Below are 11782 nucleotides of genomic sequence, written 5' to 3'. Positions count from 1 at the left end.
CGGGGGGCCGGAATGAACCTCGTCCGCTCATTGGGCTCGGTCGGCGGATTGACCCTGGTCAGCCGCGTCCTCGCGCTGGTTCGCGATACGCTCCAGGCAAGCTATGTCGGCGCGGGCTTCGCCTCCGACGCCTTCTTCGTCGCCTTCCGCCTGCCCAACATGTTCCGCGCGCTGTTCGCCGAAGGGGCGTTCAACGCGGCCTTCATCCCGCTGTTCAACCGCAAGGTGGCCGAAGGCGGCGGCCTCTCGCCTGGCCTGCGCTTCGCGGAGCGGACGCTGGCGGTGCTCTTTCCCGTCCTGCTCGTCTTCACGATCGTCATGATCGTCGCCGCCTGGCCGGTGACCTGGGGCCTTTCGGGCGGGTTCGACAATCCGACGCCGGACCAGTTCGCCTTCGCGGTCAGCCTGTCGCGGATCACCTTCCCCTATCTGATGCTGATCAGCCTCGCCTCGCTGCTCGGCGGCATCCTCAATTCAATGGATCGCTTCTGGGTGAACGCGGCGGCGCCGATCCTGCTCAACGTCGCGATGATCGCGGCCTTGTGGTTCTTCCACGGCAGCGGGCCGGAGGGCGCCTATGTGACGGCGCGCGCGCAGGCGATTTCGGTCACTGTGGGCGGCGCGCTCCAGCTCGGCTGGCTGATGATCGCCTGTCGCCAGGCCGGCGTGAGCCTGAAGCTCAGGCGCCCCCGGCTCGACGACGACGTCCGCCAGCTCATGAAGCTGATCCTTCCGGCCGCGGTCGGCGCCGGCGCGGTGCAGGTCAATCTCGCCATCTCGACGGCGCTCGCCGGCGGCCTGCTCGATGCCGGATCGATCTCGTACATCTATTATGCCGACCGGCTGAACCAGCTCCCGCTCGGCCTCATCGGCATCGGGCTCGGCACCATCCTGCTTCCCACCGTGTCGCGGCTGCTGTCGTCGGGCAAGGAGGCCGAGGCGATGGAGACGCAGAACCGGGGCATCGAACTCGCCCTGTTCCTGACGCTGCCGGCGACCGCGGCCTTCATCTTCGCGTCCGAGCCGATCATCCGCGGCCTTTTCCAGCATGGCCGGTTCACCGCCGAGGACAGCCTGTTGTGCAGCTGGGCCCTCTCGGCCTTCTCGCTCGGCCTGCCCTCCTATGTGCTGGTCAAGGTGCTCACGCCCGGCTTCTACGCCCGCGCCGATACGAAGACGCCGGTGCGGCTCGCCATCTATTCGGTGGGCATCAACCTTGTCGGCAACCTGATCCTGATCCCGACGCTGGGGCGGTTCGGCGTCGGCCATGTCGGCCCGCCGCTCGCCACCGCGATCGCCTCGTGCGTCAACACCTGGATGCTCTACCGGACGCTGCGGGCACGCGGGCATTTCGAGGCGGACCGGCAGCTGAAGCGACGGATCCCCCGGCTCGCCCTCGCCGCGCTCATCATGGGCGGCCTGCTCTTCTTCCTCGCGCCCTATGCCGATCCATGGCTGACCCAATCGCTGATCGTCCGGTTCCTCGCGCTCGCGGTGCTGGTCGGCGGCGGCATCGCGGTCTATGGCCTCGCCTGCTTCGCGACCGGCGCCTTCGCGCTGGACGATTTGAAAACACTCATCCGCCGGCGCGCGCGCACGGCCGAAACGAAGGACTGATCATGCGTGTCGTCTCCGGCATCCAGCCGACCGGCAACCTCCATCTCGGCAATTATCTCGGCGCGATCCGGCGCTGGGCGACGATGCAGGATTCGATCGAGGGCGAGGGCGGCGAGTGCATCTTCTTCCTCGCCGATCTGCACGCGATCACGGTGTTCAACGATCCGGCCGAGCTGCGGGCCAACGTCAACGGCATGGCGGCGGCGCTGATCGCCTGCGGAATCGACCCGGACCGCTCGATCCTGTTCAACCAGGCGCGCGTTCCGGCCCATGCCGAGCTCGCCTGGATCTTGAACTGCACGGCGCGGATGGGCTGGCTGGGGCGAATGACCCAGTGGAAGGACAAGGCCGGCAAGAATCGCGAGGGCGCCAGCGTCGGCCTGTTCGCCTATCCGGTGCTCCAGGCCGCCGACGTGCTGCTCTACCAGGCGACGCACGTCCCGGTCGGCGAGGACCAGAAGCAGCATCTGGAGCTGGCCCGCGACATCGCGACCAAGTTCAACACCGATTATGGGGTCGAGCTCTTCACCCTCCCCGAGCCGCATATCGGCAAGGATGCGGCGCGGATCATGAGCCTTCGCGACGGCAGCGCGAAAATGTCGAAATCCGATCCTTCGGACATGAGCCGGATCAACCTCACCGACGACGACGACGCGATCGTGCAGAAGATCCGCAAGGCGAAGACCGATCCGGCGCCGCTCCCCGACTCGTGGGACGAGCTCGCCGATCGGCCCGAGGCGCGCAATCTCGTCGCCATCTATGCGGCGCTGACCGACCGGACGCCGCAATCGGTGCTCGAAGACCATGCCGGCCAGGGCTTCGGCGCGTTCAAGCCGGCGCTCGCGGAGCTGCTGGTCCAGACGATCGCCCCGATCCGGTCGCGGCTGGCCGCGTTCAGCGCCGATCCGGCGGCGATCGATGCGATCCTTGCGAAGGGATCGGCTCGGGCGGCGGATATCGCCGCGCCGACGCTGGCGGGCGCCTATCAGGCGCTTGGCCTGCCGCGATAGGTCTTTTTTCAGCACCGGTTCAGGCGCCCTATGCGAGCGACGGGCGGAAACTTATATTGCCGACAAGGCGTTTCGTTCAAAAGGCTTGGCATCATGGCTGTACGCAAGACCCTCCTCACCCTCGCCGCGCCGCTCGCGCTGCTCGCCCTCAGCGCCTGCGCGACGGGGCTCCCGACGCAGGTCCAGCGCTTCCAGGCCATGCCGGCGCCGTCCGGCCAGAGCTTCGTCATCGAGCCCGCCGATCGCGACATGCAGGGCGGCCTCGAATTCTCGCGCTACGCCGATCTCGTCCGCCGCAACCTCGTCGCGCAGGGCTATAGCGAGGCGGCCTCGCGCAGCGACGCGACGATGGTCGTGACCCTCGATTACGGCGTCGACAACGGCCGCGAGCGGGTCGAGGCGACGCCCGATCCGTTCGGCCCCCCGGGCTGGGGCTTCGGCTGGGGCCGGCGTCCCTATTTCAGTCGCTTCGGCTATTTCGGCTGGCGCGGCGACCCGTTCTACTGGGGCTGGGATTACGACATCCGCAGCTACACCGTGTATACGAGCTTCCTCGATCTCAACATCCGCCGCGCCGCCGACGGCCAGTCGCTGTTCGAGGGGCACGCCCAGGCCCATTCGCAGACCGATGCGCTGACGACCTTGGTGCCGAACCTGGTCGAGGCGATGTTCACCGGCTTCCCCGGCAATTCGGGCGAAACGCTGCGGATCACGGTGATGCCGGAACAGCAGGGCCGGCAGCAACGCCAACCGCGCTGAACCGCCTCGCCCGAGGGGACAGGACGAAGGACATGAAAAGAGGGGCCGGGAGAACCGGCCCCTTTCTCTTTCACCCCTTGCCGCTCTTCTAGTTTTCCAGTTGCCGCGTCAGCAGGCGGATGTCGGAATCGAGCTCCGGATCCTGGGCGCGCAGTTTTTCGATCTGGCGGACGGCGTGGATCACCGTCGTATGGTCGCGCCCGCCGAAGCGGCGGCCGATCTCCGGCAGCGAGCGCGGCGTCAGCTGCTTCGACAGGTACATGGCGACCTGGCGCGGGCGTGCGACCTCGCGGGCGCGACGCGCGCTCGTCATCTCCGCCTTGCGGATGCGGTAGTGATCGGAGACGCGCGTCTGGATCTCGTCGATCGAGATGCGGCGCTGATTGGCGCGAAGGATGTTGGCGAGCACCTCGCTCACGAAATCGAGATCGATCGCGCGGTTCTGCATCGTCGCATAAGCGGCGATCCGGTTGAGCGCGCCTTCCAGCTCGCGCACGTTCGAGCTGATCCGCTTGGCGAGGAAGTTCACCACATCGTCCGGGACATGGACGTCGGGAAGCGACTCCAGCTTCTTGAGAATGATGTTGAGCCGCAGCTCGAGATCGGCGGCGTTGATGTCGGCGACCAGACCCCAGGAGAGGCGCGAGAGGATGCGCGGCTCGACCCCGTCCAGATCCTGCGGCGCGCGATCGGAGGAGATCACGAAGCGCCGCCCGGCCGAGATGATCTCGTTCATCGTGTGGAAGAATTCTTCCTGCGTCGATTCCTTGCCGGCGATGAACTGGACGTCATCGATCATCAGCAGATCGGCCGAGCGTAGCTGCTGCTTGAACCTGAACGTGTCGTTGGCGCGAAGCGCGGCGAGAAACTCGACCGTGAACTTCTCCGCCGACATGTAGACGATCTTCCCGCGCGGATTGAGGCGGTGGAATTCGTGACCGATGGCGTGCAGCAGGTGCGTCTTGCCGCGGCCCGTGCCACCATGGATGAACAGCGGGTTGAAGGCGACCTTTTCGGCCCCGGCGAGCGTGCGGGCGGCGTTGAAGGCGACCTCGTTCGCCTTGCCGACCACGAAATTGCCGAACACGTAGCGCGGCTCCAGCGCGACCGCGTAGAGCCCGTTGTCCGCGGACGAGGGCGGCGCGGCCACCGGCGCCGGAATCTCGACCTCGGCGGCGGTGCGCGGCGCCGATGCGCCGACCCCGACGACGATCCGGCGAACCGCCGGCAAGGCGGCGCGCCACGCAAGCGCGAGGCGCTCGGCGAAATGGGTCTGCACCCAATCCGCCATGAATTGCGACGGCAGTTCGAGCCGGAGCACGCCGGCGTCCGCATCGAAGCCGCCGAGCGCGATCGGCCGCAGCCAGCCGTCGAAGGTGCGCGCGCCGCAATCGCGCCGAAGCCCGGCGCGAATCGACTCCCACGCAGCTGCGATCGGATCGGCGTTCGTGCTCGTCATCGTCTGTCCCGAATCCAAGGCCGGCGTCACCACGTGACTTGTCCCCCGCTCTCCCTCGCCGCCCCCGGAACGGCCATTTTAACAGGCACAAAGCGACCCTTGCGGCGAAAGCGCCCTGGCGCGCCGCGTCATGGAGATGCTCTGCTGTTTGCGTCCGACCGAGATTCGCCCAGCCGGAAGGGATGTTTTAGGAAGCGGATCGGAGGCGGATCAAGGGTAAAGAAACCGCCACAAAAAAATAAAGTTGTTGACAGTGCAGAAAGCGCGGAATTGCGTCGGTTCTGAAAATACTCACATCAAATCAATGTGTTACGAACGCTCCCGCAATGCAGCAAAGCGCGAATCGCGGGAAATCCGTGGATTTTTGCACCCCGGCTTGCGGCGCGCAAAAAGCCCGCCGACACAGGCCGGCGGGCCAGATTTCAACGCCTCTGAACGGGTTAGGCGAGCGCGGTGAGGCGGCGCGACAGGCGCGACAATTTGCGCGCTGCGGTATTCTTGTGGACGACGCCCTTGGCGACGCCGCGCGCCAGCTCCGGCTGGACCCGCTTCAGCGCCTCGGCCGCCTTCGTCTTGTCGCCGGCGGCGAGCGCCGATTCGACCTGCTTCACGAAGGTCCGGATGCGGCTCACGCGCGCGCCGTTGATCTCGGTCCGGCGCGCATTGCGGCGGATGCGTTTCTTTGCCTGCGGCGTATTCGCCATCTTCTGTCTTGCCTCGTCGCGAGAAATGAAAAAGGCGCGGTTTTCCCCGCACCCGTCAGGGCGCGGCCTCTACGCCGGCGCCGCCGCGAGGTCAAGCCTCAGCGCTGGCATTTCGCGCAATAGAAGGTCGATCGCCCCGAATCGACCCGGCGCTTCACCGGCGCCCCGCAATTCGGGCAGGGCAGTCCCTCGCGCCCGTAGACTCGCCACTGCTTCGAGAAATAGCCGAGCTCGCCGTCGGGCCGGACATAGTCCCGCAGCGACGATCCCCCCGCGGCGATGGCGGCTTCAAGCACCGATCGGATCGCGGAGGCGAGGAGATCGAGCCGGGCGCGGGCGATATGGCCGCCCGCCCGTCCCGGCGCGATCCGGGCGAGATTGAGCGCATCGCAGACATAGATGTTGCCGAGCCCGGCGACGATGCGCTGATCGAGCAGCAGCGCCTTCACCGGCGCCGCCCTGCCCGCGAACGCACTGGCCAGCACCGCCCCGTCGAAGGCGCCGCCGAGCGGCTCGGGGCCCATCGCGGCGAAGGCGGGAAGCGAATCGAGCCGGTCGGTCGGCACCAGATCGATCGAGCCGAAGCGGCGCGGATCGTTGAGCGCGAGGCGATGGCCCGCGTCGGTGTCGATCACGACATGGTCGTGCGGCCCGAGCGCCGCCGGATCGATCCGCCAGTGGCCCGACATGCCGAGATGGAAGACCATCGTGTCGCCGCGGTCGGTGTCGATCAGGCCATATTTGGCGCGCCGCCGCAGCCCGACGACGCGCGCGCCGGTGAGCCGCTGGCGAAGATCGGGCGGGAACGGGCGCCTCAGGTCCCCGCGCCGAAGCTCGATCGCGGCGATCCGCCGCCCCTCCAGCACCGGGGCGAGGCCGCGAACGGTGGTTTCGACCTCGGGAAGCTCAGGCATGTTTCACCATCCCCTCTCCCCTGCTAGAGCCGCGCGCGATGGACAAGGTTTCTTTCGGCCACGAGCAGGTCTCGCCTGAGGAGAAGACGCGGCGCGTGCGCGGCGTCTTTTCCAGCGTCGCCGCCAGCTATGACGTGATGAACGATCTCATGTCCGGCGGGCAGCACCGTTTGTGGAAGGACCGCTTCGTGCGGCTCGTGCGGCCGCGCGCCGGGGAGGCGATCCTCGACATGGCCGGCGGCACCGGCGACATCGCCTTCCGCATGGCGCGGCGCGGCGCGCGGGTGACGGTGTCCGACATCAATCCCGAGATGCTCGCGGTGGGGCGCGAGCGGGCGAAGGCGCGGGCGATCGAGGGGCTCGACTGGTCGGAGCAGAATGCCGAGCGGCTGACCTTCGCCGATCGCAGCTTCGATGCCTATACGATCGCCTTCGGCATCCGCAACGTGACCGACATCCCGGCGGCGCTGAAGGAAGCGCACCGGGTGCTGAAGACCGGCGGGCGCTTCTACTGCCTTGAATTCTCGCAGACGCGCTGGCCGGGATTCGCGACGCTCTACGAGACCTATTCGCGTCGTATCGTGCCCAAGATCGGCAAGGTCGTGGCGAAGGACGAGGACAGCTATCGCTACCTGATCGAGTCGATCGAGCGATTCCCCGACATGGCGGCCTTCGCCCGGATGATCGAGGCCGCGGGCTTCGCCCGGGTGAAGGCCGAGCCGATCCTCGGCGGCCTCGTCGCCATCCACAGCGGGTGGAAGATTTGACCAGCCCGGCGGTGCATGTCTGGCGGCTGCTGCGCTGGGGGCGCGTGCTGGCCCGGCACGGGGCGCTGCGCGGGATCGAGCGCGATCCCAACACGCCGCCGCCGGTGCGCCGCCTCTGCCGCATCGCCCGCTTCGGCGCACGCGTGCCGAAAGTCCCCGCTTATGCCGAGGCCTTCCAGGCGATCGGCCCCGCCGCGATCAAGCTCGGCCAGGCGCTGGCGACCCGGCCGGACCTGGTCGGCGAGGCGGCGGCCGCCGATCTCACACGGCTGCAGGACAGCCTGCCGCCCGCGCCCTTCGCGGTGATCAGGGCGGCGATCGAGGAAGGGCTGGAGCGGCCGATCGAGGAGGTCTTCGCCGAGATCGATCCCGAGCCGGTCGGCGCCGCTTCGATCGCGCAGGTCCACCGCGCCGTCACGACCGACGGCCGCCAGGTCGCGGTCAAGGTGCTGCGGCCGAACATCGAGGAGGATTTCGCAAAGGCGATCGAGACCTATGAATGGGCCGCCGCCCAGGTCGAGCAGATGGGCGGCGAGATCGCGCGCCTGCGCCCCCGCCTCGTCATCGCGACCTTCCGGCAATGGACCAATCGCGAGCTGGACCTCCGGCTCGAGGCCGCCTCGGCCTCCGAGCTGCGCGAGAATCTGGTCGCCGAGCCCGGCTTCTTCGTGCCCCAGATCGATTGGAGCCGGACCAGCCGGCGGGTGATGACTCTGGAGTGGATCGACGGCATCAAGCTCACCGATCGCGCCAGGCTGATCGAAGAGGGCCACGATCTCAAGGCGCTGGCGACGATCCTGGTGCGCGCCTTCCTTCGCCAGGCGGTGGTCGACGGCTTCTTCCACGCCGATCTGCACCAGGGCAATCTGTTCGCGCTGCCCGACGGGCGGCTGGCGGCGATCGATTTCGGGATCATGGGCCGGATCAACCGGCAGGCGCGGATCTGGCTGGCCGAGATTCTCTACGGCCTCATCACCGGCAATTACCGCCGCGTCGCCGAAATCCATTTCGAGGCGGGCTATGTGCCGCCGCACCACAATATCGACGAATTCGCGACCGCGCTTCGCGCCGTGGGCGAGCCGATCCGGGGCCTGCCGGTGAAGGACATCTCGATCGGGCGGATGCTCGACGGGCTGTTCAAGATCACCCGCGATTTCGACATGCAGACCCAGCCGCACCTCCTGCTCCTGCAGAAGACGATGGTGATGGAGGAAGGCGTCGCGACCGCGCTCGACCCCGATATCAACATGTGGGAGGCGGCCGAGCCGTTCCTCACCGAATGGGTGCGAAGCGAGCTCGGCCCCGAGGCGCGGCTCGCCGATTCGATCGTGCGCGGCGCCCGGATGCTCCGCCACCTGCCCGACCTCGTCCGGCGGATCGATTATTATTACCCACCGCCGGGCGCCGCACCCCCTGCCCCGCCGCTCCCCGAGGTGGTGGTGATCCGCCCGTTCGGGCTGCTGCGTTACGTGGCGGTGGGGTTGATCGGGGCGGTGGCTGGGGCTGGCGCGTTGTGGCTCCTCGCTTGATTCGTATCGATAATGCGCATAAATAATGTGCATGACCGTTCGTTCCGTTAGAGTCGCGGCAACCAAACGCCCCACCAACGTGTCCTTGCGATCGGACCTGATCGAAGAGGCCAGGCAGCTCGATATCAACGTATCCGAGGCCTGCGAGCGCGGGCTCTCCGAAGAGGTCGCGCGGGCTCGACGGGAACGATGGCTAGAGGAGAATCGTGCGGCGATCGAGGCTTCGAACGCCTATGTCGAAAAGCACGGCCTGCCGCTTGCCCGTTATCGGATGTTCTGATGGCCCGGCTCGACGTGCACCGCCAGCCGGACGGAGCGCTGGTGCTTGATTGCCAGGCGGACATCCTGAGCGGCCTCAATACGCGGCTGGTAGTGCCCTTGCTGCCGCCGGACGAGGCGCCCGCCGTCGCGGCTGACCGGCTCAATCCAAAGTTCGAGATCGAAGGCGAAACGGTCATTATGTTCACGCAATTTGCCAGCGCAATGCCGATCCGGGAATTGGGAACGCCAATCGTCTCGCTCGCCAAAGAACATTCGGCGATCATGAACGCGCTCGACATGTTGTTGACGGGCTATTGAGCGCGATGACGGGCAAGCGCATCCTTCTCATCATCGGCGGCGGGATCGCGGCCTACAAGGCGTGCGAGCTCATCCGGCTGATCCGCAAGGCGGGGATGCGGGTGCGCTGCGTGCTGACCCGCGGCGGCGAGCATTTCGTGACTCCGATGACGCTCGCCGCGCTCTCCGAGGAACAGGTCCATACCGCGCTGTGGGACCTCAAGGACGAGACCGAGATGGGCCATATCCAGCTCAGCCGCGAGGCGGACCTGGTGGTGGTCGCGCCGGCCACGGCCGATCTGATGGCGAAGATGGCCGCCGGCCTCGCCGACGAGCTCGCCTCCACGCTCCTCCTCGCCACCGACAAGCCGGTGCTCGCCGCGCCGGCGATGAACGTGCGGATGTGGCTTCACCCCGCGACCCGGCGCAACGTCGCCCGGCTTCGCGCCGACGGCGTTACGGTGATGGAGCCGGACGAGGGCGAGATGGCGTGCGGCGAATATGGCCCCGGCCGCCTGCCCGAGCCCGAGGCGATCCTGGCGGCGATCGAGCGGATGCTCGGCGCGCCCGATCCGCTCGAGGGCCAACCCGATTTCGCCGCCGACGCGCCACTGGTCGGCAAGCATGTGATTGTCACCGCCGGCCCGACCCACGAGCCGATCGATCCGGTGCGCGTGATCGCCAACCGATCGTCCGGCAAGCAGGGCTTCGCCATCGCCGGAGCGCTGGCGCGGCTCGGGGCGCGGGTGACGCTGGTGGCCGGGCCGGTCGCGCTCGCGACGCCCGCTGGGGTGACGCGGCGGGACGTGGAGACGGCGAGCGAGATGCAGCGCGCGGTCGACGACGCGCTCCCGGCCGATGCGGCGGTGCTGGTCGCCGCGGTTGCGGACTGGCGGGTCGAGGCGGCCTCGCACAAGCTCAAGAAGGCGGACGGGCCGCCGCGGCTCGACTGGGCAGCCAATCCCGACATTCTCGCCGGGCTCGCCGCCGATCCGCGCCGGCCGAAACTGCTGATCGGCTTCGCGGCGGAAACCGAGAATGTGGAGGCCGAGGCCGAGGCGAAGCGGACCCGCAAGGGCGCGGACTGGATCGTCGCCAACGACGTCTCCGGCGACGTGATGGGCGGGGAGCGCAACGAGGTCCACCTGGTCACCGCCGAAGGGATCGAGCATTGGGAGCGGATGGACAAAAGCGAGGTGGCGCGGCGGCTCGCGCGGAGGATCGCCGATGTCATCGGCGGGGGCGGCCGATGAGGCCCGAGATCGAGATCGCGCTGCTTCGACTGCCGCATGGCGACGGCCTGCCGCTCCCCGCTTATGCGAGCGATCATGCGGCGGGGCTCGACGTGGTCGCGGCGGAAAGCGTGACCCTGGCCCCCGGCGCGCGCCACGCGGTCGCGACCGGCTTCGCCATCGCCATCCCCGAGGGCTATGAGGTGCAGGTGCGCCCGCGTTCCGGCCTTGCGCTGAAGCACGGCATCACCTGCCTCAACACGCCCGGCACGATCGACGCCGATTATCGCGGCGAGGTGAAGATCATCCTCATCAACCTTGGCGACGCGCCGTTCGAGGTGGTGCGCGGCGAGCGGATCGCGCAGCTCGTCCCGGCGCCCGTCCAGCGCGCCCGCTTCGCCGAGGTCGACCTGCTCGACGAGACGGCACGGGGCCTGGGCGGCTTCGGCTCGACCGGGCGGTGATCCTCTCCGACGACCAGCTCGACCGCTATGCCCGCCATATCGTGCTCAAGGAGATTGGCGGCGAGGGGCAGAAGAAGCTGCTCGGCGCGCGCGTCGTCGTCATCGGCGCAGGCGGGATCGGCGCGGCCGCCATCCCCTATCTCGCGGCGGCCGGGATCGGCGCGATGGCGATCATCGACGACGATCGGATCGAGCTCGCCAACCTCCAGCGCCAGCCGATCTTCGGCACCGGGGATATCGGCGCGCTGAAGGCCGAGACGGCGAAGCGGCGCGTGGCCGCGCTCAATCCCGACGTGGCGGTCGAGGCCATCGTCGCGCGGATCGGGGCGGACAACGCCCCTGGCCTGATCGCCGGCGCCGATGCGGTGATCGACGGATCGGACAATTTCGCGACCCGCCTCGCGGTGTCCGACGCCTGCACCGCGGCGCGGGTGCCGCTCGTCTCCGCCGCGATCGGCCAGTTCCAGGCGCAGATCGGCACGTTTCGGGGCTGGACGGCGGAGGCGCCCTGCTATCGCTGCTATGTCGGCGACGCCTTCGACGCCGAGGATTGCGACACCTGTTCGGAATTGGGCGTGCTCGGCGCGATGGCGGGGCTGGCGGGCTGCTTTGCGGCGCTCGAGGCGGTGCGCGCGATCACCGGGTTCGGCGAGGACCAGACGGGCAGGATGCACATTTTCGACGGGCTCAAGCCGGCGATGCGAACGATCCGGATCGTCAAGGATCCCGCCTGCCGCACCTGCGGAACCGCGCGTTAGGGCGCCGCAGG

Annotated in this window: 13 protein-coding genes; 10 read left to right on the top strand and 3 right to left on the bottom strand. The window is 68.2% G+C overall.

From position 1 onward, the window contains the following. Positions 1-12 precede the first annotated feature (12 nt). From murJ to FRZ32_RS12225, 3 genes are all read left to right on the top strand, one after another. Positions 13-1617 carry a murein biosynthesis integral membrane protein MurJ gene (murJ, locus tag FRZ32_RS12235; RefSeq protein ID WP_147043765.1) on the top strand — a complete coding sequence of 535 codons (1605 nt, stop codon included), beginning with the start codon at positions 13-15 and terminating at the stop codon, positions 1615-1617. A gap of 2 nt (positions 1618-1619) precedes the next feature. Next, entirely contained in the window at positions 1620-2627 is a 1008-nt protein-coding gene (gene trpS / locus FRZ32_RS12230; protein WP_147043763.1) for a tryptophan--tRNA ligase, read from the top strand. Between the two features lie 93 nt (positions 2628-2720). Continuing rightward, positions 2721-3386, top strand: a complete 666-nt coding sequence (locus FRZ32_RS12225; RefSeq protein WP_147043761.1) for a DUF4136 domain-containing protein — start codon at positions 2721-2723, stop codon at positions 3384-3386. Between the two features lie 88 nt (positions 3387-3474). On the opposite strand, the gene dnaA is transcribed toward FRZ32_RS12225, so the two are convergent. The 3 genes from dnaA to mutM all read right to left on the bottom strand — a co-directional run bounded on the left by dnaA (position 3475) and on the right by mutM (position 6463). Beyond that, on the bottom strand, positions 3475-4845 hold the full coding sequence (dnaA, locus tag FRZ32_RS12220) for a chromosomal replication initiator protein DnaA (RefSeq protein ID WP_147043760.1): 1371 nt from the start codon (positions 4843-4845) through the stop codon (positions 3475-3477). A 440-nt stretch (positions 4846-5285) separates the two neighbouring features. Further along, positions 5286-5549, bottom strand: coding sequence for a 30S ribosomal protein S20 (gene rpsT, locus FRZ32_RS12215; protein WP_147043759.1), 264 nt, complete (start codon positions 5547-5549; stop codon positions 5286-5288). Positions 5550-5647: 98 nt separating this feature from the next. Beyond that, entirely contained in the window at positions 5648-6463 is an 816-nt protein-coding gene (gene mutM / locus FRZ32_RS12210) for a bifunctional DNA-formamidopyrimidine glycosylase/DNA-(apurinic or apyrimidinic site) lyase (RefSeq protein ID WP_147043756.1), read from the bottom strand. Between the two features lie 38 nt (positions 6464-6501). Between mutM and ubiE the strand changes: the two genes are divergently transcribed. The 7 genes from ubiE to FRZ32_RS12175 are packed head-to-tail and all read left to right on the top strand — an operon-like array spanning position 6502 to position 11771. Further along, the gene (gene ubiE / locus FRZ32_RS12205; protein ID WP_147043754.1) at positions 6502-7230 is read left to right on the top strand and encodes a bifunctional demethylmenaquinone methyltransferase/2-methoxy-6-polyprenyl-1,4-benzoquinol methylase UbiE; all 729 of its coding nucleotides are present in this window, start codon (positions 6502-6504) and stop codon (positions 7228-7230) included. Continuing rightward, on the top strand, positions 7227-8759 hold the full coding sequence (gene ubiB / locus FRZ32_RS12200) for a 2-polyprenylphenol 6-hydroxylase (protein WP_147044467.1): 1533 nt from the start codon (positions 7227-7229) through the stop codon (positions 8757-8759). The genes ubiE and ubiB overlap by 4 nt, the downstream gene beginning before the upstream one ends. A gap of 31 nt (positions 8760-8790) precedes the next feature. After that, on the top strand, positions 8791-9039 hold the full coding sequence (locus tag FRZ32_RS12195) for a type II toxin-antitoxin system CcdA family antitoxin (protein ID WP_147043752.1): 249 nt from the start codon (positions 8791-8793) through the stop codon (positions 9037-9039). Continuing rightward, complete coding sequence (locus FRZ32_RS12190; protein ID WP_147043750.1) at positions 9039-9338, top strand: CcdB family protein; 300 nt, start codon at positions 9039-9041, stop codon at positions 9336-9338. Before FRZ32_RS12195 ends, FRZ32_RS12190 begins: the two co-directional genes overlap by 1 nt. Positions 9339-9343: 5 nt before the next feature. Beyond that, positions 9344-10570: a bifunctional phosphopantothenoylcysteine decarboxylase/phosphopantothenate--cysteine ligase CoaBC gene (gene coaBC / locus FRZ32_RS12185; RefSeq protein WP_147043749.1), complete on the top strand. Its 1227-nt coding sequence runs from the start codon at positions 9344-9346 to the stop codon at positions 10568-10570. Continuing rightward, positions 10567-11013, top strand: a complete 447-nt coding sequence (gene dut, locus FRZ32_RS12180; protein WP_147043748.1) for a dUTP diphosphatase — start codon at positions 10567-10569, stop codon at positions 11011-11013. Before coaBC ends, dut begins: the two co-directional genes overlap by 4 nt. Next, a complete protein-coding gene (locus FRZ32_RS12175; protein WP_147043747.1) occupies positions 11010-11771 on the top strand; it encodes a HesA/MoeB/ThiF family protein in 762 nt (253 codons plus the stop codon). Before dut ends, FRZ32_RS12175 begins: the two co-directional genes overlap by 4 nt. The last annotated feature ends 11 nt before the right edge of the window (positions 11772-11782 follow it).

Source organism: Sphingosinicella ginsenosidimutans, assembly GCF_007995055.1.
GTDB lineage: Bacteria > Pseudomonadota > Alphaproteobacteria > Sphingomonadales > Sphingomonadaceae > Allosphingosinicella > Allosphingosinicella ginsenosidimutans.
Note: the sequence above shows the minus strand (reverse complement) of the source record. Positions and strands in the feature narration are given on the sequence as shown.